The following is a 26,004-nucleotide window of genomic DNA, read 5'->3' as shown; positions in this document are numbered from 1 at the left end:
CGACGCGCGCGGCGAACGCCTGCTGCGGCGAGGCCGCGTATAGCGAGGGTTGCGGAGAAGGTCCATGTATCCACGATGGATGCAGGGGTATTGCGAAACGTTCTCAACCTTCCTTCCCCCTTTACGGGGGAAGGTGGCCTGCGGAGCAGGTCGGATGGGGGTGCTGGTACATTTGGCAGACGGGAGCAAATGTTCGCCAATCGGTCTCTACGGCGTCTCACTCCCCATCCGTCAGGCTCCGCCTGCCACCTTCCCCCGCAAGGGGGGAAGGGATGATCACAGCAACTTCCCTCACCGTCTCACGCGGCGAACGCCTTCTGTTCCGGGACCTGTCGTTCGCGCTGGCCTCGGGCGAGGCGATCGCCCTGACCGGGGCGAACGGCGCGGGCAAGACCAGCCTGCTGCGCACCCTCGCCGGCTTCATCCGGCCCGAGGCCGGGACCGTCGTCTTCGCAGACGCCGACCCCGCCGAGGCCCGGGCCCGTCACATCCACTGGCTGGGCCATCTGGACGGCCTCAAGACCGGCCGCCGCGCCCGCGAGGAACTGACCTTCCAGGCGCAGTGGTCCGGCGCGACCGCCGACGGGATCGCCGCCGCGGTCGATGTTCTGGCGCTCGAGCCCCTGCTGGATCTGGAGGTGCGCAAGCTGTCGGCGGGTCAGCGCCGCCGCCTCGCCTTTGCCCGGCTGATCGCCGCACCGCGCCCGATCTGGCTGCTGGACGAACCCTTCGCCCCGCTGGACGCCCGCTGGCGCGCCGCGCTCGGCCTGCTGATGCAGGCGCATCTGGACAAGGGCGGCGGCCTGATCGCCGCCGTGCATGATCCCCTGCCCGTTCCGGCCCGCGCGCTCGACATCGGGGCCGGGCGATGAGGGCGCTGATCCACCTGTGGCGGCGCGAGGTCGCCATGGCCTGGTCGGGCGGCGGCGGTCCCCTGCTGGCCTGCGGCTTCTTCCTGTGCCTGACCGTGCTGGTGCCGCTGGCGGCGGGCGGCGATCCGGCGGGCCTGAAGCCGGTGGCGGGAGGGATCGCCTGGCTGGCACTGGCCCTGTCGTCGATCCTGTCGCTGGAGCGGCTGTTCGAACGCGACCACGAGGACGGCGCCCTGGACCTGATCACCCTCGGCCCCGTGCCGCTGGAACTGGTCGTTCTGGCCAAGGCCAAGGCCCAGTGGCTGGCGGTGGGGGTTCCGCTGGCGATCACCGCCCCGCTCGCCGCCATTACCCTCGGCCTGCCACCCGGTCTGGCGCCGCTGGTCGGCCTGTCGGCCCTGATCGGCAGCCTCGGCTTCGCCCTGACCGGGGCGCTGGGTGCCGCCCTGGCGCTCGGTGCCCGGCGTGGCGGCCTGCTGATCGCGGTCGTCGTCCTGCCGCTGTTCATTCCGCCGGTGGTGTTCGGCGCGGGGGCCCTGGAGCGGGCCGCGAACGGCCTCGACCCGGCCCCCGCCCTCGCCTTCCTCGCCGCCTATGTCCTGTTCGCCACCGTGGTCACGCCGTTTGCGGCGGCGGCGGCGATCAGGAACGCGCAGGGGTAGCCCCCTGTTTCGTTCATCCCGGCGAAAGCCGGGACCCAGTGCTTTGGAAGATAACTCGCGGCAGGTCTGCGCGCTCGCAGTCCGGAAGCGCCGGCGTCACGCTGGACAGGACTGGGTCCCGGCTTTCGCCGGGATGAGCGGAAAAAAGAGGGCTGTCCCTCAGGCCTTCTTCACGAACTCGGTCCGCAGCACCAGGCCGCGCACCTTGTCGACATTGGCCTCGATCTCGTCGGTGTCGCCGGTCAGGCGGATGTTCTTGACCAGCTGGCCGCGCTTCAGGGTCACGCCGCCCGAACCCTTGACCTTCAAGTCCTTGATCAGGGTCACGCTGTCGCCGTCGGCGAGGACATTGCCGTTGGAGTCCTTGGTCACGTCGTCGGTCATGGCGGCTCTTTCGCGGTTCAGGCGCGACGCTCTAGCACAGGGCCAGCACCCAAGTAGCGCGACGCACGATAGCGCATTAAAGAAGTCTCGATGTTCCTCGCCAATCCCGACCGCTTCCTGCGCTTCACCCGCCCGCTGACGCCCGCGCTCTGGGGTCTGGCCGCCGTTCTGCTGGCCGTCGGGACCTGGTTCGCCTTCACCGCGCCCGAGGACTACCAGCAGGGCGACACGGTGCGGATCATGTTCGTGCACGTCCCGGCGGCGTCGGTCGGTCTGATGATCTATGCGGCGCTGGGGGTTTCCAGCTTCTTCGCTCTGGTGTTCCGCCATCCTCTGGCCGATGCGGCGGCCCGGGCCGCCGCCCTGCCGGGCTTGGCCTATACGGCGCTGGCCCTGATCACCGGTAGCCTGTGGGGCAAGCCCATGTGGGGGGCCTGGTGGGCGTGGGGTGACGCGCGACTGATGTCGGTGCTGATCCTGTTCCTGTTCTACCTCGGCTACATGGCCCTGCGCGCCTCGATCGACGACGAGGCCAAGGCGGCGCGCGCCGCAGCGGTGCTGGGGCTGGTCGGTCTGGTCAATCTGCCGATCGTCAAATTCTCGGTCGACTGGTGGAACACCCTGCACCAGCCGGCGTCCCTGATGCGCGCTGACGGTCCGGCCATGCCCGCGGTCTTCCTGGCCCCGCTGCTGACGATGATGGCCGCCTACGGCGTCCTGTTCCTCGCCGTCTGGATCACCGCCATCCGCACCGAAATCGTGCGTCGCCGGGTCGTGACCCTGCGCGCCCGCAGCGCTCTTGAGGCCTGACCATGATTGACCTCGACATGGGGGCCTATGCCGGCTTCGTCTGGCCCGCCTGGGGCATCAGCGCGATCGTCCTCGCCGCCCTCGCCGCCCGCGCGGTGATCGCCGCCCGTCGCTGGAACGCGGCCCTGAAGCAGCTCGACCAGGACCTGGGCACCCCCCGCGCCCGGGCCGCGCAAAGCCCGGCAGCGCAACCCGAATGAACCGCTGGTTTTCGCTGATCCCGCTGGTCGTTCTGGTGGCCCTGGCGGCCCTGTTCATCGGCTGGTCGCTGAAGCGGGATCCGGCGATCAAGCCGGACGCCCTGGTCGGCCAGTCGATCCCGGAAACCGTCCTGCCGATCCTGACGGGCGATCAGCCGGGTCCCGGACAGGTCGATCTGAAGACCGCCGGCGTCGGCCGGCCGATGCTGGTCAACGTCTTCGCCAGCTGGTGCCTGCCCTGCAAGGTCGAGCATCCGAAGCTGATGGCGCTCAGGGCGCGCGGCGTCGCCGTCGTCGGCGTCGCCTGGAAGGACGCGCCCGCCGATACTCGCGCCTTCCTCGACGAACTGGGCGACCCCTATTCCATGGTGCTGGTCGACCAGGAGGGCCGGGCGGGGCTGGATCTGGGCATCACCGGCGCGCCCGAGACCTTTGCCGTTAACGCCATGGGCAAGGTCGTGGCCAAGTCGAGCGGGCCGATGGTCGACGACGCCGAGATCGAACGGATGGTCGCCGCCATCCAGGCCCCGCCGCGTCCGTTGCCGACCGCGACCACCCGGGGAGACGGCGAGGGCCGTTAACCCCTTTCCGACGGTTTTGGTTAACCCTGTCGGCATGAGCGCGATTCGACCCGATCTGCCGACCAACCTGTTCCCATCACAGCCCGGCGGCGCGTCGCCCGCGCGCGCCTCGCGCTCGGACTTCTTCAAGGCGGCGCTGGACAAGGTCCAGGGAGCCCCCGCCGGGCCCGACCTGCGGTCCGCCGCGCCCCGGCCGACCCCGGCGGCCTTTGACGACCGCCCGACCCGGCCCGGTGCCCTGCTGGATATCCGGGTCTAGTTTCAATCGACACCCGGAAGGCGATACCGTCTCCCTCCCACGTCATTCCGGGGCTGGGACCGGCGTAGCCGGGACAAGAACCCGGAATCCAGTTGTCTGGACGCCGCCGTCCGCCTCACGTTCCAGTATCGAGTCCAGTCCCCTGGATTCCGGGTTCCGCTACGCGGCCCCGGAAAGACGGTGTCTGATGGACGACCCGCCGCTCTGCTGAATGTCGATTGAACCTGGTTTTTCCCCCGGTCCGGTCAGCCTTCACGCGAAAATGAGCGGCGTCTTTTCGCCTGCCGTGATTAACCTCGCGCCCATGCGCACGAGGGGCTGGATCATCCCTGCGGCGGCCCTGGCGGCCGCCTTGCTGGCGGCAGGGGCGGGAGCCCAGCCGGCGGCGCGGCGCGTGGTCCATCGCGACGCCCCGCCGCCCGAGCCCGTCGTGGTCGAACTTTTCACCGCCCAGGGCTGTGCCGGCTGCCCCGAGGCCAACGCCCGTTTCGAGGCCGTGGCTGGCGAACCCGGCGTCATCGCCCTGACCTGGGCCGTCGACTACTGGGACTATCTCGGCTGGGACGACACCTTCGCCAAGCCCGAATTCGCCCAGCGTCAGCGCGCCTATCGCCGGCCGCTGCGCCTGCGCGACGTGTCCACACCGCAGGTGGTGATCGACGGCCGCCGTCAGGTCGTCGGAGGGGGCGAGGCCGCCCTTCAGTCCGCCATCGATGAAGAGGCCGCGCGCCGCGTCTTCCCGCCCGAGATCGAGTTCCGCGAAAGCGGCGACCGGGTCGGCGTCGGCTCGGGTCCGGTGCCCGCCGGCGGGGCGGAGGTCCTGGCGGTGATGTATACGCCCGGTCCGCAGACGGTGGAGATCGACCGGGGCGACAACCGCGGCCGCAGCGTGCGTCACACCAACGTCGTGCGATCCGTCAGGACGCTGGGCGACTGGACCGGCCAGCCACGCCTCTATGCCCTGCCCGCGACGCGCGATCCCGATCAGGCGGTCGCCATCCTGGTTCAGGGCAAGGGCGACCGGCGTATCCTGACCGGTGCCGTGCTGCCGCCGCGCTAGGCCTCAGGCCCCGGCCTTTTTCGCGAAGCTCAAGGCGCCCGCCGCCAGCATCGGCACCTGTTCGGCCATAGTGCGGGCGTGGACGCTGGCGGCCGTGCCGTCGCGCACCCGCCCGGCGATGCCCTGACAGATGGCCGCCAGCCGGAACAGATTATAGGCGAACAGCCAGTCGAGGTTTTCCGGCGTCGCCCCGGTCAGCCGGGCGTAACGCTCGACGGTTTCAGCCACCGACGGAATGCCCAGCGCCTCGATGTCGGCCCCGGCCAGACCGTTGCGGGCGGTCGCCGGGATCACCCAGGCGATCAGCAGATAGGAAAAGTCCGCCATCGGATCGCCCAGCGTCGACAGCTCCCAGTCCAGCACCGCCCGCACCTCGGCGGCGTCCGGGGCCAGGATGATGTTGTCGAGACGGAAGTCGCCGTGGACGATCCGCGTCGGCCCCTCGGGCGGCAGGGTCGCGGGCAGGAATTCGATCAGCCGGTCCATGGCCGCGATCGGCTCGATCTCGGACGCCCGGTACTGTTTGGTCCAGCGCCCGACCTGCCGCTCGAAATAGTTTCCCGGCCGGCCGTAGTCGCCGAGGCCGATGGCGACGGGGTCGAAGGCGTGCAGGGCCGCCAGCGCATCCACCTGGACGTCATAGATGGCCCGGCGCTGCACCGGCTCCATCCCGGGCAGTTTCAGATCCCAGAGGACCCGGCCCTCGACCTTGTCCATGACGTAGAACATCGACCCGATCACCGCATCGTCCGTACACAGAGCATAGGGTCGTGCGACCGGATATCCCTGTTTGTGCAGGGCCGAAATGACGGTGAACTCGCGGTCCACGGCATGGGCGCTGGCCAGAAGGGTGCCCGGCGGCTTGCGGCGCAGCACATAGGTCCGCTCCGCCGTGGCCAGCTCATAGGTCGGGTTCGACTGGCCACCCTTGAACTGACGCAAGGTCAGCGGCCCGGCATAGTCCTCGACATGGGCCGTCAGCCAGCGGTCCAGCGCCACCTCGTCGAGGGCATGGCGGGGATCGACCTCCCGGGTCCCGGAGAAGGTCGCCTGGGCATCGGAGAGGGACGGGTCGGAAAGGTCTGGCGGGGTCATGTCGGATCCGGATTCGCGGCGATGATGGCGGCCCGCACGGCCCCGCGCCAGCCCCCCAGAAGACGATCGCGTTCGACGGCCTCCATGCGCGGCGTCCAGCGCTCGGGAGCCTCGACCGGATGATCCTCCAGATCGCCGATCAGACCGACGCCCAGCGCCGCCAGCTTGGCCGCCCCCAGCGCCGTCATTTCCTGGAAGGCGGGTCGCTCAACCTCTACCTCGCAGATGTCGGCGACGAACTGCATGGCGAAGGCGTTGGCCGTGACCCCGCCGTCGACCTTCAGCACCTTCAGTCGGGGGGCCCCGTCCCGGGCCAGGGCGTCCAGCAGGTCGCGGGTCTGATAGGCCAGGCTCTCGAGCGCCGCCCGGACGAAATGGGCGGGCCCGCTGTCCCGGGTCAGGCCGGTGATGGTGCCCCGCGCGTCCGGTTCCCACCAGGGTGCCCCCAGACCGGTGAAGCCGGGCACAAGGTAGACGCCGCCGTTGTCCTTCAGCCCCTGCGCCATGGCTTCGGACTCACCGGACTCGCTGATGACCTTCAGCCCGTCCCGGAGCCACTGGATCGCCGACCCCGCCGAGAAGATCGACCCCTCCAGCGCCCAGGCGACGTCGTCGCCGACGGCATAGCCCAGCGTCCCCAGCAGCCGGCTGGTCGAGGCGACAGGCGCCGCCCCCACATTGGCGACGAGGAAGGCGCCGGTGCCATAGGTGATCTTGGCGTCCCCGGCCTTGAGCGCGCCGTGGCCGACCAGCGCCGCCTGCTGGTCCCCCGCCGCGCCATGGATGGGCAGGGCCGCCCCGAACAGCGACGGTTCACAGTCCCCCAGATGATCGGCGCAACCGCGAATCTCCGGCAGCACAGCCATCGGCACATTGAACAGCGCGGCGAGGTCGGGCCGCCACCGGCGCGTGGCCAGGTCCATCAGGGAGGTACGGCTGGCATTGGTGGCGTCGGTGACGTGGCGGGCCCCCGCCCCGTTTTTTTTGGCCGTCAGCTTCCAGATCAGCCAGGTCTCGATGGTGCCGACCTTGACCTCGCCCTTCGCCGCCCGGTGCCGCGCGCCCGGAACCGCGTCCAGCAGCCAGGCGAATTTCGAGGCGGAGAAATAGGGGTCGAGGATCAGCCCCGTCGCCGCCTGCACCCTCGGCTCATGCCCGGCGGCGGCCAGTTTCGAGGTCGCGTCTGCCGTGCGCCGGTCCTGCCAGACGATGGCCCGGTGCAGCGGTTCGCCGGTCGTCACGTCCCAAAGCACCGAGGTCTCGCGCTGGTTGGTGATGCCGATCGCCGCGAACCGGTCCACGCCGCCCGCCTCGGCGATGACCGCGCGGCAGGTCTGCAGCGTCGCGTCCCAGATCTCGGCCGCATCGTGCTCGACCCAGCCGGATTGCGGGAAATGCTGTTCGAGCTCGATCTGGCTGACCGCGACGGGCTGCAGTCCCCCTTCGGGCGCGGCTTCAAACGCGATAGCGCGGGTCGACGTCGTGCCCTGGTCGATGGCGAGGATGAGACGGTTCATGGAGCGACGTTAGAACGCCGACCTCAAACCTCAAACCGTGCATTCCGGCGAATGCCGGGATCCAGATCCAGACCGCGGTGGTCAAATGGCAGAAACCCGCACCTGTGATCTGGACCCCGGCATTCGCCGGGGTGCACGGAGGGGTGATCAAAGCCACGCTTCGCGCTAAACCTCTGTGATGCACACCGCTTCGTTCGAAGGCGTCCGCGACGCCGCCCGTCAATTGCTTGGCCACGCCGTCCGCACCCCCCTGGTCGAAAGCCCGGCGCTGAACGAACGCGTCGGCGGCCGGGTGCTGGTCAAGGTCGAGACGCTGCAACGCGCCGGGGCCTTCAAATTCCGCGGGGCCTGGAACCGCATCAGCCGTCTCACGCCGGACGAACTCACGCGTGGCGTGGTGGCCTATTCCTCGGGCAACCACGCCCAGGCCGTGGCCTGCGCCGCCCGCATGATGGGGACCAGCGCCGTCATCGTCATGCCCGCCGATAGCCCCAGGGTGAAGGTCGATGGCGTCATCGGCTTCGGCGGCGAGGTACGGATGTACGATCGCTACACCGAGAGCCGCGAGGCCATCGGCGAGGAGATCGCCCGGACCCGCGGCTCCATCCTCGTGCGCCCGTTCGACGACCCCTTCGTCATCGAGGGTCAGGGAACGATCGGGCTGGAGATCCTGGAGGATGTCGAGGCCCTGGGCCTGACCCTGGACCAGCTGGCCTGCGGGGCTTCGGGCGGCGGCATGATCGCCGGGATCAATCTGGCCATGGCCGCCCTGTCGCCGGAGACCCCGGTGATCGCGATCGAACCGCGCGACTACAACGACATGCAGCTGTCGATCGCGGCCGGTGAGCGGCTGACCCACGCTCCCGCCCACGGCACCATCTGCGATTCCCTGATGACGGACCGGCCGGGCGAACTGACCTTTCCCATCAACCGCCGGGTAGACCGGGTCGAGACCGTGTCCGACGCCGAGGTGGCCGAGGCCGTCCGCTGTGCCTTCAGGACACTGAAACTGGTGGTCGAGCCCGGCGGGGCCGTGTCGCTGGCCGCCGTCCTGGCGGGCAAGGTCGAGGCCCGCGACCGCACCACCGCCGTCATCCTGTCGGGCGGCAATGTCGACCCCGCCCTGTTCGCCGCCATCATCGAAGACCGTTTCACCCCCATCGCCTGAGGACCTCTCCCCCCATGACCTCGTCCATGAGCCGCACCGAACGCCAGGGTCTGCCCACCCCCGTCGCCGACCTGCCCGGCCTGATCGGCCAGGAGGTCGGCGTCAGCCGCTGGATCACCGTCGATCAGGCCCGCATCGACGCCTTCGCCGAGATCACCGAAGACCGCCAGTTCATCCACATCGACCCGGTCGCGGCGGCGCAGACCCCGTTCGGCGGCACCATCGCCCACGGCTTCCTGACGCTCAGCCTGATGTCGGCCATGACCTATGACGCCGTTCCCCCGCTGGAGGGCGTGGTGATGGGCGTCAACTACGGCTTCGACAAACTGCGCTTCCTCGCCCCGGTGCCGGCGGGGTCGAACGTCCGGGGACGGTTCAAGCTGCTGTCGGCGGACGACAAGGGCGGCGGCCGCTGGTTACTGAAACACGAGGTCACGGTCGAGATCGAGGGCGCCGACAAGCCGGCCCTGATCGCGGAATGGCTGGGGATGCAGGTGGTGGGTTCACACCCTAGAGCACAACCATGATTTGTGCAAAATAAATCCGCTCGTCCCGGCGAAAGCCGGGACCCAGTCCTTTCGTTACCAACGAGGGTTCCGGTTGGCGTTCTTCACCTACATCATCGCCAGCCGTCGGAACGGAACCCTCTACACTGGCTCGACCGATGATCTCGCTCGTCGCACAGCGGAGCACCGCGACAAGATCCGGCGAGGTTTCGCCTCAAAATATGGGGCGACGATTCTCGTCTGGTACAAATGGCACGACACCCGCGATGCCGCGTTTCGGCGAGAGCGTCAGATCAAGGAATGGAAACGCGTCTGGAAGCTGGAGCTGATCGAGCGAACCAACCCCGGCTGGAACGATTTGTTCGATACGCTGTCCTGAACCGCCGACGCTCCAGCGAAAGCACTGGGTCCCGGCTTTCGCCGGGATGAGCGGAAAGGCGGTTAACCCTCCCCCAGACACCTCAGCGCCACTTCGAGGTTCCGCAGCCCGTCCTCGCCCGTGACCGCCGGCGGCTCGCCGGTGCGGATGGCGTGAGCGAAGGCTTCCAGCTCCTTCTTCAGCGGCTCGGCGGGCCAGCTGTTGACGGCGCGGGTCTGGTAGGAGCCGTCGGGCTGCTGGCCGAAATACTCCGTGACCTGACGGGTGATCAGGTCGGCGACGACGAATTTGCTGGCCGTGGCGACCTGCAGGGTGCGGACCTTGTAGGGCGTGACCCAGTTGGTGGTGATGTGGGCGATGGTCCCGTTGGCCAGCCGGAACTGCAGCAGGGCCGTGTCCTCGCGATCGGCCTTGGTGCGGGCCAGTTGCGGCTGGACCTCGACGATCTCGGAGTCCGTCAGGTGGCGGATGATGTCGATGTCGTGCACCGCCAGGTCGATGACCACCCCGACCTCGCCCATGCGCGGCGGAAAGGGCCCGACGCGGGTGATCTGGATCGAGATGATGTCGTCGCCGTCGATGGCGCGCTTGACCGCGTCGACCGCCGGGTTGAACCGCTCGACCTGACCGACCATCAGCACACGGTCGTTGGCCTTTGCCGCGTCGATCAAGGCCTGCGCGTCCGCGACGGTGGCGGCGATCGGCTTTTCGACCAGCACATGGACCCCGGCCTCCAGCAGGGCGACGCCCAGTTCGGCATGGTGGCGGTTGGGGGTCGAGACCACAGCGGCGTCCAGACCGGCGGCGATGAAATCCTCGGCCCGGGTGAAGGCCGTGGCGTCATACAGGCCGGCGATGCCCTGGGCCGTTGCGGCGTCGGGATCGAACACGGCGGTCAGGTCGAAATCGCGGATGTCCGACAGCACGCGGGCGTGATTGCGCCCCATGACGCCGACGCCGGCGACGCCGACCTTGAGGGGGGGAAGGGTATGGGTCATGCGCGATCCTTAGCCGAAGCTGGCGACGGCAGCGATGATCGTATCCTGCGTCGCCGCGTCGAGATCGGCATGCATCGGCAGGCTGATGACCCGGTCCATGAGCCGTTCGGTGACCGGCAAACTGCCCGGCCCCCGCGAAAACCGCGCATAGGCGGGCTGCAGGTGCATGGGGACGGGATAGTAGACGGCGGTGGGCACGCCCAGACCCTTCAGGTGCGCGGCCAGTCCATCGCGGTTCTCGTGTTCGATCGTATACTGGGCCCAGATCGAGACCCCGCCCTCGATCACCGCCGGCACGCTGGCGACATGGGGCGCGAGGCGTTCGGCATAGATGTCCGCCGCCCGATTGCGCCATTCGATCTCCTGGGGGAAGACCTTCAGCTTCTCGATCAGGACCGCGGCCTGGATGGTGTCGAGCCGGCTGTTCATGCCGATACGCATGGCCAGGTATTTGGGATCGTGAGCAAAGTTCTGGCCGGGCTTCAGGTCCTTGGCGACGACCTTGCCGTGCACCCTTAGCGAGTCCATTTCCTGGGCCAGATCGTCATCGTCGGTCAGCACCGCCCCGCCGTCGCCGTAGCAACCCAGGGGCTTGGCCGGGAAGAAGCTCGTGGTGGTGATGTCGGCCCATTTGATCGGATGGTCGCCGTTCAGGGTGCAGCCGAAGCCCTGGGCCGAATCGGCGATCAGCTTGAGGCCATAGCGGTCACAGAGGGCCTTGATGGCCGGATAGTCGGCGGGCTGGCCGAACAGGTCGACGGCGATCACCACGCGCGGCTTCAGCCGGCCTTCCTTCAGCGTCGCCTCGATCGCCGCCTCCAGATGGATCGGGTCCATGTTGAAGGTCCGGGGGTCGACATCGACAAACACCGGCGTGGCCCCCAACCAAGGCACGACTTCGGCCGTGGCCGTAAAGGTGAAGCTGGGACAGAAGACCGCGTCACCGGTGCGGATTCCCCAGGCGATCAGGGGCAGGATCAGGGCGTCGGTGCCGTTGGCGCAGCCGAGAGCGTGTTTCGCCTGACCGAAGGCCGCCAGATCCGCCTCGAACTGGCGCACCTGCGGACCCATGACCCAGGCCCCGCCGACCACGGCTTCCTGCACAGCCGCTTCGATCTTGCCGCCCAGGCGAAGGCGCTGGGCCTGCAGGTCGATGAAGGGAATGGTCATGGCGGAACGGTCTCCGGTCGCGCACGGCGCAAGGCGCATCGACCCCGGAGGGAGACGCGGTGGTCGCGCCTCCTAGCAAATTGCCGACGGCCCCGCCAAATCGCCGGCCGTCACTTCGCGTGACGGGTTGCAACGGGGGTACAGGACGCCGTATGCGGAACGACCATGACCCCCGGCGTTCCCGCCGTGTTTCTCGATCGCGACGGCGTGCTGATCGAGGACACCGGCTATCCCCATCTGGAAGAGCATCTGCGCCTCGTGACCGGCGCGGCCGAGGCCGTGCGGCGGCTGACCCAGCTGGGCTATCTGTGCGTCATCATCACCAATCAGTCGGGCGTGGCGCGCGGCCTGTTCACCGAAGAGCAGATGAAGGCCTTCAACGCCCTGATCGTGCGAAAACTGGCCGCGAAGGGCGCGATCATCGGTGCCGTCTACGCCTGCCCCTTCCATGCCGAGGGCCGCATCGAGGCCTATATCCACCCCGACCATCCGGACCGCAAACCCAATCCCGGCATGATCCTGAGGGCGATTGCCGACCACAATATCGACCCGGCGAAAAGCTTCATCATCGGCGACCAGCCTTCGGACATGGAGGCCGCACGTCGCGCGGGCGTGCCGGGCTTCCGCTTTGAGGGCGGCGACCTGTACGACTTCGTCAAGGATCTGCTGGGCAGTTAAATGGCACGAGCCGGCGGCAAGACGACCAGCCGGTCGCCTTGCCGCCGCCGGTTACTGCCGCGCCGGCCTGGCTAGCCGCCGCTGTTCCGCGACTCTCACGATACTCTGGATCAATTCCCGGTCGTCAAACTCGGCGCCATTGGCCGCTCGACCCTGGGATACGCCTGACGCGGGACCAACGGGTCCACCTGTGACGCAGGGACAGTCGAAGGTCGAATTCACTCCAGAAGCGGCGTTCGGCCACAATCCTTGGGCGCTGACGGTGCCCGACAGATTGAAGCCCGTGTGGCCGCCCGTTTCCTCGACCAGAACGTAGAGGCAGTTGACGCCCGCCTTGAACATCGCCGGATTGGTTGGGGTGTTTGAGCGGGGCGGGCCCATGGAGTTATTCCAGTTTCCCACCACGGGTGCCACAAGGACGTTCAGAATTCCGTTAAACCAGACTTGGACGTTGTCGTCCGCGCGAATCCGAAAGTTGAGCGTGGGCTGTTTGAAATTGGGCTTGAGGCAGAAGCATTTGCGGAAAATAGCATAGGTAGGCAGTTGCGCTGCTGGGCTGAGGGCCACCGGGCCGGGTCCGATCCAGCGTGAAGTCGGCGAGACCGGCGACCAAGGCGGGGCAGGCGTGGCCGGAAGCACCCAGGCCGGCCAACTGCCTGGGTTGTTCGGGGACGCTACCTTGATCCAGTAGTTGTCCGCGATAGTCGATGTTCCGCCAGCCGGTTGATTGTAGGGGGCATAGGTCTGGTAATTGTACCCAGTGTCCAAACTCATCTGCGCCGACGCGGCCCCTGCCAACGTCGAAAACGCGACCGCAGCCGCAAGCAATAGTCGTTTCATCGTTAACCCTCCCATAAAGCGATATCCGTGCTCTTCGAACGTTGTTCACGCAACGAAATATTCGCATCAAGGTGGTAAATTATGACCAACCTTAAATTGTATAAACAAAATCATGGGCGACTTCACGGTCGGTTGATGGGGCGAACGGCGGTCCGCCGTCCTGCGGCCGGCCGGTGGAACTGGGATTTCTCGCCGGGATGAATTAGGTTCCTGCGAGTCTTCCGGAGCCCCTCATGACCCAGACCTTCGCCGAGCGCCGCTGGACCAGTTCCGACGGCCTCAGCCTCTACGCCCGCGACTATGCGGCGGCGTCCGGCCCGGCGAAACTGCCGGTCATCGCCATCCACGGCCTGACCCGCAACTCGGCCGATTTCGAGACCATCGCGCCGTTGATCGCCCAGAGCGGGCGCCGGGTGCTGGCCATCGACGTGCGCGGCCGGGGCAAGTCCGACCGCGCGCCCGACCCTATGACCTACCAGCCCCTCAACTATGCCCAGGACGTTCTCGCCCTGATGCGGGACCTGGGCATCGACCGCGCGATCTTTCTCGGCACCTCCATGGGCGGGCTGATCACCATGGCGCTGGCCGCCATCCGCTCGAAGGTCATCGCCGCCGCCATCATCAACGACGTCGGGCCCGAAGTGGCCAGGGAAGGCCTGACCCGCATCGCCGCCTATGCCGGCCAGCCGGTCGAGATCAACAACTGGGCCGATGCGGCGGCCTATGCGCGCAAGCTCAACGAAGTCGCCCTGCCGCACTATTCGGACTCCGACTGGGACGCCTTCGCCCGACGCTGCTTCCGAATCGGCACCGAAGGGACGCCGATCCCCGACTATGATCCCGGCATCATGGCCCCGATCCGGGCCGCGGGGGCCAAGGCCCTGGTGCCCAATCTGTGGCCCTTCTTCACCCGTCTGGCCAAGGGACGGCCCGTCCTGCTGGTGCGCGGCGAAACCTCCGACCTGCTCAGCCCCCAGATCGCGGCAAAGATGCGCAAGCGCGCCCCGAAGATGGATTTTGTCGAGGTCCCGGGCATCGGCCACGCCCCCATGCTCGACGAACCCGAGGCCAAGGCGGCGATCTTTCCGTTCCTGAGCGAGTTGCCGTGAAGGGTGGGCTTAGGGCTTAGGGCTTAGGGCTTAGGGCTTTCGCCTGCCGCCGATGCACCTTCCCTACGACCTACGACCTACGACCTACGACCTAAGCCCTCAGTCCGGCACGTTCGCATCCAGCTCATCCAGCCAGACCCGCGCCGTCGCATCCGAGGGTGCCCGCCAGTCGCCGCGGGGCGACAGGGAACCGCCCGTGACCACCTTGGGGCCGTTCGGCATAGCGGACCGCTTGAACTGCGATGTCTGGAAGAAGCGCACGAGGAATTTCCGCAGCCAGCCCTTGATGGTCGCCAGATCATAGGCGACGCGCTCGTCCTCAGGCGTGTTGACCGGCCAGTGGCCGGTCGCCGCATCCTTCCACGCCTGATGCGCCAGCCAGGCCACCTTCGAGGGCTTCAGGCCGAAGCGGGTGATGTGGAACAGGAAGACGTCGTTCAACGCATAGGGGCCGACTGTCGCCTCGGTCGACTGGATCTGGCCGTCCGCCCCGGCCGGCACCAGTTCCGGGGAGATTTCCGTGTCCAGAATGGCGTTCAGCACCTCGGCGGCAGCACCGGCGTGCTCCCTGTCCGCGACCCATCGAATCAGGTGCCGGATCAACGTCTTGGCCACCCCGCCATTGACGTTGTAGTGGCTCATCTGGTCGCCGACGCCATAGGTGCACCAGCCCAGGGCCAGCTCCGACAGGTCACCGGTGCCCAGCACAAAGGCGTCGTGCTGGTTGGCCAGCCGGAACAGATAGTCCGTCCTCAGACCGGCCTGCACATTCTCGAAGGTGATGTCGTGCACCGGCTGGCCCATGGCGAACGGGTGGCCGATGTCGGCCAGCATGCGCTCGGCCGCGAGGCGGATGTCGATCTCGTGGGCGCTGACGCCCAGCGCCTTCATCAGGGCGTGGGCATTGGACTTCGTCCCGTCCGACGTCGCGAACCCGGGCAGTGTAAAGCCCAGAATATTGCTGCGTGGCAGTTCCAGACGATCGAACGCCCGGCAGGCCACCAGCAGCGCCTGGGTCGAATCCAGCCCGCCGGACACGCCGACGACGACGCGCTCGCTGCCCGTCGCCTTCATCCGGCGCATCAAGCCCTGGACCTGGATGTTGAACGCCTCGTAGCAGTCCTGGTCCAGCCGGGCCGGATCGTCGGGCACGAAGGGGAAGCGATCGAGCGGACGGATCAGATCGCCCGGACCCTGACCCCCTGACGCCTCGAACGGCACGATCGTCGCCGGCTCGCCCTCGATCCGGGCGCAGTCGGCAAAGGTGCCGTTGCGCAGCCGGTCCAGGCCGATCCGCTCGACGTCGATGTCGGCGACGGTCAGATGGCTCTCCAGCGCGAACCGCTCGCCCTCGGCCAGTTTCGCACCCAGTTCGTGGATCGTCGCCTGACCGTCCCACGCCAGATCGGTGGTGCTCTCGCCCCAGCCCGAGGCGGTGAAGACATAGGCCGAGATCGTCCGCATCGACTGGCTGGCGCACAGCACCGCCCGCTCGTCGGCCTTGCCGATGACGATGTTGGACGCCGACAGGTTCAACAGGATGCGCGCCCCCGCCAGCGCCGCCCGCGTCGAGGGCGGCTGCGGGGCCCAGAAATCCTCGCAGATCTCGGCGGCGAAGACGAAGCCCGGACGGTTGACAGCCTCGAAGATCAGGCCCGGCGCGAAATCCACCGTCTCGCCGTTCAGGACCACGGAGTCCTCGGACCGGCTGGCCGCGGGCGCGAACCAGCGTTTCTCATAATATTCGCGATAGTTCGGCAGATAGGTCTTGGGCACGACGCCGAGCACGGCACCCGACCCCAGCACCACGGCGCAGTTGTAGAGCGCATCACCGTTGCGGACCGGTGCCCCGATCACGGCCACCACGCCGGCCTCGTCGGCCACCTCGGCCAGTTCAGCGATCCGCCGCTCCACCTCGGCCAGCAGGGCCTCCTGCATCAGCAGGTCATCGATGGCGTAGCCGCTCAGGCTCAGTTCGGGAAAGACGATCAGGTCCACGCCCTGTTTCCCGGCCTGACGGATCAGGGCGGCGTGTTCCTGCGCATTGGCGGCCGGGTCAGCGATGTGCACCACCGGCGTCGCGGCGGCCACGCGGACGAAGCCGTGGGTGCGGGTAGAATGGAACGAATGGGCTTTGGGCATCAGAATTTCCGTGCATCCCGGCGAAAGCCGGGACCCAGTGCTTTCGTAGGGCAAAGTGGGTGGGATCGCCATTCGCGGCAACTCCCCCGCTTGATCGCCCAAAGAACCGGGTCCCGGCTTTTGCCGGGATGCACGGAGTATTTTGCAGGTTCACGTGACGCGCCCGCATTGCCCCGCTAAAGCCAGACCATGAATGACACGCCGAAAAAGGGCTGGCTCTCGCGGCTGACCGAGGGGCTGGGCCGCTCCTCGAAACAGATGACCGAACAGGTCGTGGCCACCTTCATCAAGGAGCCCCTGTCCGAGGCCGCGCTGGACGGGCTTGAGGAACATCTGCTCGAAAGCGACCTCGGCCCGGCCGCGACCGACCGTATCGTGGCCCGGTTCCGTGAACTCCGCTTCGGCGCCGGCGCCAATGAGCGCGAGGTCAAGGAAGCCCTGGCTGAGGCCGTGACCGCCGAATTGATCAACCACGAGGCGCGGTATGAGCCTTTGGCCGGCCCGCGTCCCTTCGTCACCCTGTTCGTCGGGGTCAACGGCTCGGGCAAGACCACCACCCTGGGCAAGATCGCCGCCGACCTGACCGGACAGGGGGCCAAGGTCATGGTCGTGGCCTGCGACACCTTCCGCGCCGCCGCCCGCGAACAGCTCAAGGTCTGGTCCGAGCGGGCCGGCGCGACATTCGAAAGCCGCCGCGACGGGGCCGACCCCGCGGGCCTGGCCTTCGACGCCTACACCCGCGCGAAGGCCGAGGGCTATGACGTGGTCCTGATCGACACCGCCGGCCGGCTGCAGAACAAGTCCGCCCTGATGGACGAACTGCTCAAGATCGTGCGCGTGCTGAAGAAGATCGATCCGGACGCCCCGCACGAGACCTTGCTGGTGCTGGACGCCACCGTGGGCCGCAACGCTTTGGCGCAGGAACAGATCTTCGGTCGCACCGCCTATGTCTCGGGCCTGGTCATGACCAAGCTGGACGGCACGGCGCGCGGCGGCGTTCTGGTCCCTGTGGCGCAGGCCTCGGACGCCCCGATCAAGCTGATCGGCGTCGGCGAGGGCGTCGACGACCTGCAACCCTTCGACGCGCGGGCCTTTTCAAGATCACTGGTGGGGCTCGAGGACTGACATGAACGATACGCCGCCCGCCCCCGCCCCTGCGCCTGCACCGTCGACCAACCGCCAGTGGATCCGCCAGGCCGTCGACTTCGGGGCCCTGGTCGCCTTCGCCGCGGGTTATGTGATCCTGCGTGCCCGCGGCCTCGACGGCCGCGAGGCCCTGGTTCAGGCGACCTGGGTGCTGGTCGCCGCCTCGGCCATCGCCCTGATCGTCGGCTATGCGGTCGAGCGTCGTCTGGCGCCCCTGCCGCTTCTGGCCGGCGGTTTCGCCCTGATCTTCGGCGGCCTGACCCTGTTCTTCCACGATCCGTCGCTGCTGAAGATCAAGCTCAGCATACAGAACGGCCTGCTGGCGATCGTCCTGCTGGGCTCCCTGCCGCTCGGCAAATACCCGTTCAAATACCTGCTCGGCGACTCCATCAAGGTGACCGACGAGGCCTGGCGGGGGCTGACGCTGCGCTACGGCCTGTATTTCGCGACCATCGCCATCACCAACGAGATTGTCTGGCGTACCCAGACCGATGACACCTGGGTCGCCTTCCGGGGGTTCATCTGGGCCGCCGCCCTCGTCTTCGGCCTGGCGCAGATTCCCTACATCCTCAAACATATGATCAAGGACGAGGAACCCGGGCCCGTATCGCCGGATCCCGGTTTGTAGCGTATGGTCCGGACCATCGGCTTATCGTCCGTCGTCAAACCGTAAAACGCGGCTGCTAGCTATAGCGTCACACCGAGGGGATACGGTCATGGTCAAGTCCGGAAACAAGGCGAAACGCGGCGGCAGTCTGGGCGCATCGCCCAGTCACCTGATGCACCGCGTTCTGCAGCTGGCGCTCGACATCTATTCCGAAGAGACGGGCGCGGACGGCCTGACCCAGCGCCAGTTCGCCGTGCTGGAAGCCGTCAGCCAGAAGTCGGGCCTGACCCAGACCGATCTGGTCCGGGCCACCGGCATCGACCGCTCGACCCTGGCGGATCTGGTCTCGCGCATGACGACCAAGGGTCTGCTGGACCGCGAAAAGTCCGTCGTCGACGCCCGCGCCAAGGCCGTGCGCCTGTCGGTCACCGGTCAGGCGGCCCTGGACAATGCCCGCCCCCGGGTCGAGGCCGCCGACAAGCGGATCATGGCCCTGCTGCCCAAGGGCAAGCGCGACGGCTTCCTCGACCTGCTGGCCGAACTGGCCGGCGAGGCCGATGCCGCCCCGGCCAAGGCCAAGGCCGACGCCCGCGCCGCCAGGAAGGCCGCTCGCGAGGCGAAGAAGGCCGAGAAGCTGGCGAAGAAGGCGGACAAGCCGGTCAAGGCACCCAAGGTGCCCAAGGTGCCCAAGGCGCCCAAGGCTGAGAAGCCGGCCAAGGCCCCCAAACCCAAGAAAGCCAAGGCGCTCGAACCGGCCTGATATCCGGGCCCAATCGCGATCGCCCTCTTTTATCCGTTCATCCCGGCGAAAGCCGGGACCCAGTCCTGTCCAGCTTGACGCCGGCGTTTCCGGTTTGAGGTTTGTGGCTCGTCAGGCACCACCGATCACCCAAAACACTAGGTCCCGGCTTTCGCCGGGATGAACGGTATTGAGGGGACGCGCTCGCTTGGCGCGCCTCCTCAATCCATCAACTGCTGGCTCAGATACACATAGTGCCGGGCCCACCGCCGCGCATTCGCCACCGGATCGGCGTCGTTCGAATGCCCGCCCGAAGTCTCTTCATAATACAGGTGGTCATAGCCCATCTCGCCCAGCCGGGCCGCGAATTTGCGGGCATGGCCGGGGTGAACGCGGTCGTCGCGGGTGTTGGTCGTGATATAGACCCGCGGATATTCCGCACCCGGACGAAGCTGCTGATAGGCCGAATATCGCGCGATATACGCCGCCTCGTCCGGGATGCGCGGATCGCCGTATTCGCCGATCCACGACGCCCCGGCGGGCAGTTCGTGATAGCGCAGCATGTCGATCAGCGGGCTTTCGATCACCGCCGCATTGAACAGCTCCGGATGCTGGGTGATCGACACCGAAGTCAGCACCCCGCCGTTCGACCGGCCGTAGATGCCGGTCCGGCGCGGCGAGGTGATCCCGCGGCGATGTAGGTCGGCGGCCACCGCCGCGAAATCGTCAAAGGCCAGTTGCCGGTTTTCCTTCAGCACCGACTGGTGCCAGTCCGGTCCGAACTCGCCGCCGCCGCGGATGTTGGCCTGAACGAAGACTCCGCCGTTCTCGAGCCAGAGCTTGCCCATTTCGGGCTTGTAGGCGGGCGGGAACGAGACCTGGAATCCGCCGTAGCCGAACAGGATCGTCGGTGCCGACCCGTCCATCGCCATGTCGCGCGGCCGGGTGACGAAATACGGGATCTTCGTCCCGTTCGACGACGTCGCCTCGAACTGCTCGGTGATGTGGGTGGAGGCGTCGAACTTCGTGGGCGCGGCGCGGAGCTCAGTCAGGGTCGCGGCGGGCACGTTCGCCAGGCTGAGGGTCGGCGGTGTCAGGAAGCCCTGGGTCGAGACGAAGACCTCGCCCCGCGATTTGGAGCTATCGCCCAGCCCCACGGCGCTGTTGGCCGCCACCGCGATGTTGGTCGCGCGCCACGCCGCGTGACGCACTCCCTCGGTGACGACCTCGAAACGCTTCAGCGTGCCGACAACATTGTCGGACACCACCGCCAGAATGCTGTCGGACATGACCCGTACACTGTCGATCGACTGCCGATCGCCGGGCGCGAAGACCACCGCCGGGTCGCCGTTGGTGCTGGTGAGCTCCGCCTGCGACAGCCGGTCGAGGGTCGCGACGACCAGGGTGCCGGCCGGAATGGCTCCACCGGGGATCTCCCAGTCCTGATCCAGCGAGAAGACCAGCTGTCGCCCCATGGCTCCGTTGATCGAGACCCGCTCCGGCAGGTTCAGCTTGACCGCCCGGCCATCGACCCAGCGCCATGTCTCGGACCGGAAGGTGTCCAGCGGTCGGCTGATCAGCACGGCCAGAACCACGCCGTCCTTGTCGCGATACACCGTCGGGCTGACCCCATACCCCCCGTCGCCGATGTCGCCGCGATAGACCTCGGTCGCCTGCGCCAGCGTCTGGCCGCGCTTCAGCGATTTGACGATGAAGGGGTAGCCGCTCTCCGTCAGGGTATTCGGTCCGAAGTCGGTGGCGACCAGAAGCGTGTCGCGATCCAGCCATTCGAGGCGGTGCTTGCCCTCGGGCAGTACGAACCCTCCGTCCACGAACGATTTGCTGGGGATGTCGAACTCGCGGACCACCACCGCATCCTTGCCGCCGTCCGACAGGCTGATCAGGCAGCGGGTTTCATCGGGTGCCAGGCAGTCAGCGCCCTTCCAGACCCAGTCCCGGCCCTCGGCGCGCGACAGGGCGTCGATGTCGAGCAGCGTTTCCCAGCGGGTGTCAGCCGAGCGGTAGGAATCGAGCGTGGTCCGCCGCCAGAGTCCCTTGGGATTGGCCGCGTCCTGCCAGAAGTTTCCGATGCCGTCGCCGAGAAAGCTGGGGCCGGGAATGCGGTCCGTGGCGGTCAGGATCGCCTCGGCCTGCCGGCGGAAGGTCTCATAGCGACGGTCGCCCTCGAGCGAGGTCAGGGCCCGGCGGTTAGACTCCGCCACGAAGGCCATGGCCTCGGCCCCGTTGACCGCTTCCAACGCCAGATGATCGTCGGCGGCCCGCACCCCGGCAGGGCTCAGGTCGGTCGGCATGAGGGGCGGCAGGGTCTGCAGCGGCCGCGGGACATCGGCCACGGTCAGCGCCGGCACCTCCATCTGCGCCGGGCCGCCCGCACAGGCCGCCAGCAACAGCGCCGGGATCGCGGCGGACAGGATCAGTCGGTTCATCTCAAACTCCGCTCATCCCGGCCAATGCCGGGACCCAGATCTTCGGGCGATCGGCGCCGCCCGCGCTTGCAGCCTCCCGATCCCAGCCGCCGATGCTTCACGAAAGCACTGGGTCCCGGCTTTCGCCGGAATGAGCGGTAATGTGTGGGCCTATTCCGCCGCCGGCGTGTCCATCAGACGGCGGCTCAGATAGGTGTATTCCAGCGCCAGACGCCGGGCGGTCTCGCGCAGATTGGCCCCCGCCGCGTGGCCCCCGTCGGTGTTCTCGTAGAACAGCACCGGATAGCCCAGTTCCTCCAGCCGCGCCGCCGCCTTGCGGGCGTGGCCCGGGTGGACGCGGTCATCCTTGGTCGAGGTGTGGATGAAGACCTCGGGATAGGGCTGGTCGGCGCGCAGGTTCTGGTAGGGCGAATACTGCTGGATCCAGGCCCTCTCGGCCGGGACGTCCGGATTGCCGTATTCCGCGATCCACGAAGCCCCCGCCAGCAGCTTGTGGAAGCGCAGCATGTCGAACAGCGGCACCTGGATGACGGCGGCATTGATCAGGTCCGGCCGCTGGGTCAGCATCGCCCCCATGAACAGCCCGCCCTGCGAGCCGCCCATGATGCCCAGCTTCGGCTGGCTGGTGACGTTGCGCGCGATGAGGTCCAGCGCCACGGCCTGATAGTCCTCATGCGCCCGCTGCCGGTTCTCCTGCAGGGCCGCCTGATGCCAGTTGGGGCCGAACTCGCCGCCGCCGCGCGTATTGGCGATGACATAGACCCCGCCCCGCTCGAGCCACAGCTTGCCGACCGTGGCCGAATAGCCGGGCAGCAGCGACGACTGGAAGCCGCCATAGCCGTACAGCAGCGTCGGATTGGCCCCGTCCATGGCCATGTCGCCCTTGTGGACGACGAAATAGGGAATCATCGTCCCGTCTGCCGAGCGGGCCTCAAACTGATCCACCGTCATGCCCGTGGCGTCGAACTTGGCCGGCAGGGATTTGGTCAAGTCCGCCGCGCCGGTCGCGGCATCAGCGAGATACAGGCTGGACGGGTTCAGATAGCCGGTGACGCTGACGAACACCTGGTCATCCCGCTCGCTGGCCGAGCCCACACCGACGCTGACGTTCTGCGGCAGATCCAGCCGGGTCCGCGACCATTCGCCGGACGGATTGGGCTCATAGACATAGACCCCGCCGCGCACGTTCTCGTACAGGGCGACGACCAGTTTGTTGCGGGTGGCGCTGATCCCTTCGATGGCCTCGCGCTCGCCCGGCCGGATGACCAGCTGCGCCGGTGTCGCCGGATCGGCCAGCCAGCGGTCCAGGTCCCAGGCGATGACGTCGCCGGTCCTGAATTCCTGACCCGAGGGCGCGGTCCAGTCCTGATCGGTCGTCAACACCAGCTGGCCCCGCACCAGGGCGTTGATGTTGGACTTCGACGGCAGCTCCAGCTTCGTCGTCGTGCCGTCCGCGTTCAGACGATGCGTCTCGCCGTCGTAGAAGCCGATGGCCCGGTTGATCAACGTCACCTGCACCACGCCGTCTGCGTCGCGCAGGGATGAGCCCGACACCGAGACGTCGGTCGGCTGGCCGGTGAAGACCGTCCGCGCCTGATCGACGGTCTGGCCGCGCGTCAGCACCTTGACCACCATCGGATAGCCCGAGCTGGTCAGGGTCCCAGGCCCGAAATCGCGCGCGATCAGCAGGGTGTTCACATCCACCCAGGACGCCCCGCCCTTGGATTCTTCCAGCACGAAGCCGCCCCCGGAAACCGGATCGACGAAGGTCCGCGTGGTGCGGTCGAATTCGCGAATGGTCACGGCGTCCTTGCCGCCGTCGGACAGCGAGATCAGGCACCGGGTCTCGTTCGGCGGCAGGCAGGTCGAGCCCTTGTAGACCCAGTTTTTGCCTTCAGAGGCCGCGAGGGCGTCGATGTCGAGAATGGTCTCCCACTGCGGCGCGTCGGCGCGATAGCTGTCCAGCGAGGTCGTGCGCCAGATGCCGCGGACATGTTCGGCGTCCTGCCAGAAATTGTCGATCGTGCCGTCGTGGTTGAAGCCGGGTGCCGGGATCCGGTCGCGCGACTGGACGATCTCCAGCGCCTGTTGATGCAATCCCTCGAAGCGCGGGTCGCCGCGCAACACACCCAGCGAATGCTCATTGTGGGCGTTGACCCATGCCATGGCGCGTTCGCCGTCGACCTCTTCCAGCCACAGATAGGGATCGGTCGCGTCCGAAGTGGCGAAGGCGCCCTCCGCCAGCGGCGGATTGGGCGGGGTCGATGTCTGGGCCATGGCGCTCGTGCAAAGGGCGGTGGAAACGAGAAGCGCGGCGAGCGCGGTGGTGCGGATCATGTGCGTTAGGCCCCTCAGGTAGCGCGGCGCGCGGTAGGGGCCCGTAAGAGTCCCCGATGGATGTTCGGGCGGCACCTTAGCGGCGGGTCGGGATGCGGCAAGCCGGGGCGGGCGGAGGTTACGGCTTTGTCATCTTGGAGAAGTGGCCAGCGACCAGTGGCCAGCGGCTGGCCAACCCTCAAGCCCCCTCATCTGGAATGCACAGGATCTTGCCGCAGGCCTTGCAGTGCACCGCGTCCGGGTCATGCACCTGAAGGCCGCAGCGATCACAGGGGAACCGCACCTTGTGCGGCCGCAGCAGGGTCTGGCCCAGCCGAACGAACAGGGTCACCCCGCCGAGCATGATCAGGATGGAGACGATCCGGCCCCACTCGCCCGGCAGGGTGATGTCGCCATAGCCCGTCGTGGTCAGGCTGGTGACGGTGAAATACAGGGCGTCGAGATAGCCGCTGATGCCGTCATGGCGGCCCATGAAGCTGGTGTAGACGAAGCCGGTCGCGACGAAGACGAAGGTGATCAGCGACACCAGGGCCTTGGTCACGTCCTCAACCCGGGTGTCGTCATAGCGACGCCCGACCGTGCGCCAGAAAAACTCCGAATGGATCAGGGTCCAGAGCCGCAGCACCCGCAGGAAGCCGAGGTTGAACAGGAACGGGAACAACAGGGTCGCAAAGACGAACAGGTCCACCCAGACGAGGGGCTTCTTCAACCAGTCCCTGATGCTGGAATATGCCGAGGCGCGCGCTGCCAGATCTGCGAGCAGCACCGCCGCGATGACATAGTCGATGATGTAGAAGATCAGCCCCTCCATGCGCAGCAGCGGAGCGGCGATAAAGAAGGCGATGATCAGGAGGTCGATGATCAGCACCGCCAGCCGGAAGCGGACAGCGACGGGCGAGGAGCCGTGATAGAGCGCCCGCAGCCGCGCCCGAAGGCGCAGGCCGCCATTCTTCGGGTCGACAGGCTCGGGCCGGGGCGCGGGCTTGGTTCGGCTCATGACGCAGCGATAACGCGGCCGGCTCGCGCAAGGAACCGGCAAACGCTATATGCCGCAATCATGACCCGACCCTTCGTCAAGATGAACGGTGCCGGCAACGACTTCGTCGTCGTCAATGCGCTGGAGACGCCGTTCGCGCCCACGGCCGACCAGGCGCGCGCCATCGCTGACCGTCAGACCGGCGAGGGCTGCGACCAGCTGATCGCGCTGGAGCCGTCGAAGACCGCTGACGCCTTCATGCGGGTCTGGAATGCCGACGGCGGCACGGTCGAGACCTGCGGCAACGCCCTGCGTTGCGTCGGCTGGATGCTGTTGCAGTCGACCGGCAAGGATCAGGTGACCATCGACACCCTCGGCGGGCCGACAAAGGCCTGGCGCGTCCGGGGCCGCGTCGGGTCGGGAGATCCCGGAGGGTCGACGACCGCGGCCCGGATCAAAGTCGACATGGGCGCGCCGCGGCTCGACTGGACGCAGATCCCGCTCGACGAGGCGATGGACACCCGCGGCATCGAGCTTCAGGTCGGCCCCATCGACGCGCCGGTGCTGCACACGCCCGGTGCCGTCTCCATGGGCAATCCGCACGTCGTCTTCTTCATGGACCATACGCCCGACGACGCCTTCGTACGCGGCACAGGGTCCCTGATCGAACACCACCCGCGCTTCCCCGAGGGGGTCAACGTCGGCTTCGCCCACGTCCTCGCGCCCGACCGCATCCGTTTGCGGGTCTGGGAGCGCGGGGCCGGCCTGACCAAAGCCTGCGGCACGGGAGCCTGCGCCGCCCTCGTCGCCGCCGCACGTCGCGGCCTGACCGGCCGCGCGGCAACCATCGAGGTCGATGGCGGCGAACTGCGGATCGAATGGGACGAGGCGACGGACCACGTCTTCATGACCGGCCCGGTCGAGGTCGAACGGACGGGCACGCTGGCAGGCTGACGCCGCGGTCCCCCACCATCCCCTTCCCCCCATTTCGGGCGAAGGAACGCGTATGTCGCTCGGCTCACATTCCGCGGACTCATAGTCGGGTTGGCGTGTGACAATACTTGCCGATCAACACTCTGACAGATTCTCAAACGGAATCATTGGTCGCCCTGAAACCCCGCCCATAATCCCCTCATCCCGTCGGTGGGGAGGGCGTCGGATCCACGTTCCTCGATGGCGGCGGGCTGTGGTCGAGCGATGAAGCCCGGGGGAAGGATACTCCGGGGGTCCTTGCGGGCGTCGATGGATGGCGTCCGCCTGCTCGCCGCGGGCTTCAGGAGCGAATCGATCCGCCACCGGGTGTGAAGTTCGTCCCGCGTCCG

General features: G+C 67.6%; 26 protein-coding genes. 16 read left to right on the top strand and 10 right to left on the bottom strand.

The window, feature by feature from the left end; translation table 11 throughout:
• Window positions 1–272 precede the first annotated feature (272 nt).
• Window positions 273–872, top strand: a complete 600-nt coding sequence (ccmA, locus tag ACP7AS_RS11145) for a heme ABC exporter ATP-binding protein CcmA (protein WP_426028940.1) — start codon at window positions 273–275, stop codon at window positions 870–872.
• Entirely contained in the window at window positions 869–1,534 is a 666-nt protein-coding gene (ccmB, locus tag ACP7AS_RS11140; RefSeq protein ID WP_426028939.1) for a heme exporter protein CcmB, read from the top strand. Before ccmA ends, ccmB begins: the two co-directional genes overlap by 4 nt.
• A gap of 159 nt (window positions 1,535–1,693) precedes the next feature.
• Here ccmB and ACP7AS_RS11135 read toward each other — a convergent pair whose 3' ends face one another.
• A complete protein-coding gene (locus ACP7AS_RS11135) occupies window positions 1,694–1,918 on the bottom strand; it encodes an alkylphosphonate utilization protein (RefSeq protein WP_373253569.1) in 225 nt (74 codons plus the stop codon).
• 90 nt (window positions 1,919–2,008) lie between these two features.
• Between ACP7AS_RS11135 and ccmC the strand changes: the two genes are divergently transcribed.
• The 5 genes from ccmC (at window position 2,009) to ACP7AS_RS11110 (ending at window position 4,828) form a co-directional block, all read left to right on the top strand.
• A complete protein-coding gene (gene ccmC, locus ACP7AS_RS11130) occupies window positions 2,009–2,728 on the top strand; it encodes a heme ABC transporter permease CcmC (protein ID WP_426028938.1) in 720 nt (239 codons plus the stop codon).
• A 2-nt stretch (window positions 2,729–2,730) separates the two neighbouring features.
• Window positions 2,731–2,928 (top strand): heme exporter protein CcmD, encoded by a 198-nt coding sequence (gene ccmD / locus ACP7AS_RS11125; protein WP_426028937.1) that lies wholly within the window; start codon window positions 2,731–2,733, stop codon window positions 2,926–2,928.
• Window positions 2,925–3,509 (top strand): DsbE family thiol:disulfide interchange protein, encoded by a 585-nt coding sequence (locus tag ACP7AS_RS11120; protein WP_426028936.1) that lies wholly within the window; start codon window positions 2,925–2,927, stop codon window positions 3,507–3,509. The genes ccmD and ACP7AS_RS11120 overlap by 4 nt, the downstream gene beginning before the upstream one ends.
• Window positions 3,510–3,543: 34 nt before the next feature.
• Entirely contained in the window at window positions 3,544–3,768 is a 225-nt protein-coding gene (locus tag ACP7AS_RS11115; protein ID WP_426028935.1) for a hypothetical protein, read from the top strand.
• 304 nt (window positions 3,769–4,072) lie between these two features.
• Entirely contained in the window at window positions 4,073–4,828 is a 756-nt protein-coding gene (locus tag ACP7AS_RS11110; protein ID WP_426028934.1) for a DUF1223 domain-containing protein, read from the top strand.
• A gap of 3 nt (window positions 4,829–4,831) precedes the next feature.
• Here ACP7AS_RS11110 and ACP7AS_RS11105 read toward each other — a convergent pair whose 3' ends face one another.
• Window positions 4,832–5,923 (bottom strand): phosphotransferase family protein, encoded by a 1,092-nt coding sequence (locus tag ACP7AS_RS11105; protein WP_426028933.1) that lies wholly within the window; start codon window positions 5,921–5,923, stop codon window positions 4,832–4,834.
• Window positions 5,920–7,440: a glycerol kinase GlpK gene (gene glpK / locus ACP7AS_RS11100; RefSeq protein WP_426028932.1), complete on the bottom strand. Its 1,521-nt coding sequence runs from the start codon at window positions 7,438–7,440 to the stop codon at window positions 5,920–5,922. The genes ACP7AS_RS11105 and glpK overlap by 4 nt, the downstream gene beginning before the upstream one ends.
• A gap of 178 nt (window positions 7,441–7,618) precedes the next feature.
• On the opposite strand from glpK, the gene ACP7AS_RS11095 reads away from it, so the two are divergent.
• The 3 genes from ACP7AS_RS11095 (at window position 7,619) to ACP7AS_RS11085 (ending at window position 9,493) form a co-directional block, all read left to right on the top strand.
• Complete coding sequence (locus tag ACP7AS_RS11095) at window positions 7,619–8,608, top strand: threonine ammonia-lyase (RefSeq protein WP_426028931.1); 990 nt, start codon at window positions 7,619–7,621, stop codon at window positions 8,606–8,608.
• Window positions 8,609–8,634: 26 nt separating this feature from the next.
• A complete protein-coding gene (locus ACP7AS_RS11090) occupies window positions 8,635–9,135 on the top strand; it encodes a MaoC family dehydratase (protein WP_426028930.1) in 501 nt (166 codons plus the stop codon).
• A gap of 73 nt (window positions 9,136–9,208) precedes the next feature.
• Window positions 9,209–9,493 (top strand): GIY-YIG nuclease family protein, encoded by a 285-nt coding sequence (locus tag ACP7AS_RS11085; RefSeq protein ID WP_426028929.1) that lies wholly within the window; start codon window positions 9,209–9,211, stop codon window positions 9,491–9,493.
• 62 nt (window positions 9,494–9,555) lie between these two features.
• Here the strand turns inward: ACP7AS_RS11085 and ACP7AS_RS11080 are convergent, their stop codons facing one another.
• Both ACP7AS_RS11080 and ACP7AS_RS11075 read right to left on the bottom strand, forming a co-directional pair.
• The gene (locus ACP7AS_RS11080) at window positions 9,556–10,491 is read right to left on the bottom strand and encodes a Gfo/Idh/MocA family protein (protein WP_426028928.1); all 936 of its coding nucleotides are present in this window, start codon (window positions 10,489–10,491) and stop codon (window positions 9,556–9,558) included.
• 9 nt (window positions 10,492–10,500) lie between these two features.
• Window positions 10,501–11,661, bottom strand: coding sequence for a DegT/DnrJ/EryC1/StrS family aminotransferase (locus ACP7AS_RS11075; RefSeq protein WP_426028927.1), 1,161 nt, complete (start codon window positions 11,659–11,661; stop codon window positions 10,501–10,503).
• A gap of 165 nt (window positions 11,662–11,826) precedes the next feature.
• Here ACP7AS_RS11075 and ACP7AS_RS11070 point away from each other — a divergent pair, with 165 nt between their 5' ends.
• Window positions 11,827–12,339: a D-glycero-alpha-D-manno-heptose-1,7-bisphosphate 7-phosphatase gene (locus ACP7AS_RS11070; protein WP_426028926.1), complete on the top strand. Its 513-nt coding sequence runs from the start codon at window positions 11,827–11,829 to the stop codon at window positions 12,337–12,339.
• Between the two features lie 51 nt (window positions 12,340–12,390).
• Here ACP7AS_RS11070 and ACP7AS_RS11065 read toward each other — a convergent pair whose 3' ends face one another.
• Window positions 12,391–13,179: a hypothetical protein gene (locus ACP7AS_RS11065; protein WP_426028925.1), complete on the bottom strand. Its 789-nt coding sequence runs from the start codon at window positions 13,177–13,179 to the stop codon at window positions 12,391–12,393.
• Between the two features lie 233 nt (window positions 13,180–13,412).
• Here ACP7AS_RS11065 and ACP7AS_RS11060 point away from each other — a divergent pair, with 233 nt between their 5' ends.
• Window positions 13,413–14,288 carry an alpha/beta fold hydrolase gene (locus tag ACP7AS_RS11060; RefSeq protein ID WP_426028924.1) on the top strand — a complete coding sequence of 292 codons (876 nt, stop codon included), beginning with the start codon at window positions 13,413–13,415 and terminating at the stop codon, window positions 14,286–14,288.
• Between the two features lie 99 nt (window positions 14,289–14,387).
• Here the strand turns inward: ACP7AS_RS11060 and ACP7AS_RS11055 are convergent, their stop codons facing one another.
• On the bottom strand, window positions 14,388–16,430 hold the full coding sequence (locus ACP7AS_RS11055; protein ID WP_426028923.1) for an NAD(+) synthase: 2,043 nt from the start codon (window positions 16,428–16,430) through the stop codon (window positions 14,388–14,390).
• A 189-nt stretch (window positions 16,431–16,619) separates the two neighbouring features.
• Between ACP7AS_RS11055 and ftsY the strand changes: the two genes are divergently transcribed.
• The 3 genes from ftsY to ACP7AS_RS11040 all read left to right on the top strand — a co-directional run bounded on the left by ftsY (window position 16,620) and on the right by ACP7AS_RS11040 (window position 18,943).
• A complete protein-coding gene (gene ftsY, locus ACP7AS_RS11050) occupies window positions 16,620–17,555 on the top strand; it encodes a signal recognition particle-docking protein FtsY (protein ID WP_426028922.1) in 936 nt (311 codons plus the stop codon).
• Window position 17,556: 1 nt separating this feature from the next.
• Window positions 17,557–18,204, top strand: a complete 648-nt coding sequence (locus ACP7AS_RS11045) for an inner membrane-spanning protein YciB (protein ID WP_426028921.1) — start codon at window positions 17,557–17,559, stop codon at window positions 18,202–18,204.
• Window positions 18,205–18,292: 88 nt separating this feature from the next.
• On the top strand, window positions 18,293–18,943 hold the full coding sequence (locus ACP7AS_RS11040) for a MarR family winged helix-turn-helix transcriptional regulator (protein ID WP_426028920.1): 651 nt from the start codon (window positions 18,293–18,295) through the stop codon (window positions 18,941–18,943).
• Between the two features lie 200 nt (window positions 18,944–19,143).
• Here the strand turns inward: ACP7AS_RS11040 and ACP7AS_RS11035 are convergent, their stop codons facing one another.
• The 3 genes from ACP7AS_RS11035 to ACP7AS_RS11025 all read right to left on the bottom strand — a co-directional run bounded on the left by ACP7AS_RS11035 (window position 19,144) and on the right by ACP7AS_RS11025 (window position 24,703).
• On the bottom strand, window positions 19,144–21,369 hold the full coding sequence (locus ACP7AS_RS11035; RefSeq protein ID WP_426028919.1) for a prolyl oligopeptidase family serine peptidase: 2,226 nt from the start codon (window positions 21,367–21,369) through the stop codon (window positions 19,144–19,146).
• Between the two features lie 150 nt (window positions 21,370–21,519).
• Window positions 21,520–23,706, bottom strand: a complete 2,187-nt coding sequence (locus ACP7AS_RS11030; protein ID WP_426028918.1) for a prolyl oligopeptidase family serine peptidase — start codon at window positions 23,704–23,706, stop codon at window positions 21,520–21,522.
• A 178-nt stretch (window positions 23,707–23,884) separates the two neighbouring features.
• The gene (locus ACP7AS_RS11025) at window positions 23,885–24,703 is read right to left on the bottom strand and encodes a potassium channel family protein (protein ID WP_426028917.1); all 819 of its coding nucleotides are present in this window, start codon (window positions 24,701–24,703) and stop codon (window positions 23,885–23,887) included.
• Between the two features lie 60 nt (window positions 24,704–24,763).
• On the opposite strand from ACP7AS_RS11025, the gene dapF reads away from it, so the two are divergent.
• Window positions 24,764–25,636 (top strand): diaminopimelate epimerase, encoded by an 873-nt coding sequence (gene dapF, locus ACP7AS_RS11020; RefSeq protein WP_426028916.1) that lies wholly within the window; start codon window positions 24,764–24,766, stop codon window positions 25,634–25,636.
• Window positions 25,637–26,004 lie beyond the last annotated feature (368 nt).

Source organism: Brevundimonas sp. TWP2-3-4b2 (assembly GCF_049897345.1).
In the GTDB taxonomy this organism is placed as follows: Bacteria; Pseudomonadota; Alphaproteobacteria; order Caulobacterales; family Caulobacteraceae; genus Brevundimonas.
The sequence above is the reverse complement of the archived record's forward strand: the minus strand, read 5'-3'. Positions and strand labels throughout refer to the sequence as shown.

Excerpts from the sequence above, each read along its gene's own strand:
- ACP7AS_RS11035 (WP_426028919.1), bottom strand. The coding sequence starts at position 21,369 with ATGAACCGACTGATCCTGTCCGCCGCGATCCCGGCGCTGTTGCTGGCG.
- ACP7AS_RS11030 (WP_426028918.1), bottom strand. The coding sequence starts at position 23,706 with ATGATCCGCACCACCGCGCTCGCCGCGCTTCTCGTTTCCACCGCCCTT.
- ACP7AS_RS11065 (WP_426028925.1), bottom strand. The coding sequence starts at position 13,179 with ATGAAACGACTATTGCTTGCGGCTGCGGTCGCGTTTTCGACGTTGGCA.
- ACP7AS_RS11040 (WP_426028920.1), top strand. The coding sequence starts at position 18,293 with ATGGTCAAGTCCGGAAACAAGGCGAAACGCGGCGGCAGTCTGGGCGCA.
- dapF (WP_426028916.1), top strand. The coding sequence starts at position 24,764 with ATGACCCGACCCTTCGTCAAGATGAACGGTGCCGGCAACGACTTCGTC.
- ccmA (WP_426028940.1), top strand. The coding sequence starts at position 273 with ATGATCACAGCAACTTCCCTCACCGTCTCACGCGGCGAACGCCTTCTG.
- ACP7AS_RS11055 (WP_426028923.1), bottom strand. The coding sequence starts at position 16,430 with ATGCCCAAAGCCCATTCGTTCCATTCTACCCGCACCCACGGCTTCGTC.
- glpK (WP_426028932.1), bottom strand. The coding sequence starts at position 7,440 with ATGAACCGTCTCATCCTCGCCATCGACCAGGGCACGACGTCGACCCGC.
- ACP7AS_RS11075 (WP_426028927.1), bottom strand. The coding sequence starts at position 11,661 with ATGACCATTCCCTTCATCGACCTGCAGGCCCAGCGCCTTCGCCTGGGC.
- ACP7AS_RS11025 (WP_426028917.1), bottom strand. The coding sequence starts at position 24,703 with ATGAGCCGAACCAAGCCCGCGCCCCGGCCCGAGCCTGTCGACCCGAAG.
- ACP7AS_RS11110 (WP_426028934.1), top strand. The coding sequence starts at position 4,073 with ATGCGCACGAGGGGCTGGATCATCCCTGCGGCGGCCCTGGCGGCCGCC.
- ACP7AS_RS11045 (WP_426028921.1), top strand. The coding sequence starts at position 17,557 with ATGAACGATACGCCGCCCGCCCCCGCCCCTGCGCCTGCACCGTCGACC.
- ACP7AS_RS11080 (WP_426028928.1), bottom strand. The coding sequence starts at position 10,491 with ATGACCCATACCCTTCCCCCCCTCAAGGTCGGCGTCGCCGGCGTCGGC.
- ccmC (WP_426028938.1), top strand. The coding sequence starts at position 2,009 with ATGTTCCTCGCCAATCCCGACCGCTTCCTGCGCTTCACCCGCCCGCTG.
- ftsY (WP_426028922.1), top strand. The coding sequence starts at position 16,620 with ATGAATGACACGCCGAAAAAGGGCTGGCTCTCGCGGCTGACCGAGGGG.
- ACP7AS_RS11090 (WP_426028930.1), top strand. The coding sequence starts at position 8,635 with ATGAGCCGCACCGAACGCCAGGGTCTGCCCACCCCCGTCGCCGACCTG.
- ccmD (WP_426028937.1), top strand. The coding sequence starts at position 2,731 with ATGATTGACCTCGACATGGGGGCCTATGCCGGCTTCGTCTGGCCCGCC.
- ACP7AS_RS11095 (WP_426028931.1), top strand. The coding sequence starts at position 7,619 with ATGCACACCGCTTCGTTCGAAGGCGTCCGCGACGCCGCCCGTCAATTG.
- ACP7AS_RS11115 (WP_426028935.1), top strand. The coding sequence starts at position 3,544 with ATGAGCGCGATTCGACCCGATCTGCCGACCAACCTGTTCCCATCACAG.
- ACP7AS_RS11070 (WP_426028926.1), top strand. The coding sequence starts at position 11,827 with ATGACCCCCGGCGTTCCCGCCGTGTTTCTCGATCGCGACGGCGTGCTG.
- ACP7AS_RS11135 (WP_373253569.1), bottom strand. The coding sequence starts at position 1,918 with ATGACCGACGACGTGACCAAGGACTCCAACGGCAATGTCCTCGCCGAC.
- ccmB (WP_426028939.1), top strand. The coding sequence starts at position 869 with ATGAGGGCGCTGATCCACCTGTGGCGGCGCGAGGTCGCCATGGCCTGG.
- ACP7AS_RS11105 (WP_426028933.1), bottom strand. The coding sequence starts at position 5,923 with ATGACCCCGCCAGACCTTTCCGACCCGTCCCTCTCCGATGCCCAGGCG.
- ACP7AS_RS11060 (WP_426028924.1), top strand. The coding sequence starts at position 13,413 with ATGACCCAGACCTTCGCCGAGCGCCGCTGGACCAGTTCCGACGGCCTC.
- ACP7AS_RS11120 (WP_426028936.1), top strand. The coding sequence starts at position 2,925 with ATGAACCGCTGGTTTTCGCTGATCCCGCTGGTCGTTCTGGTGGCCCTG.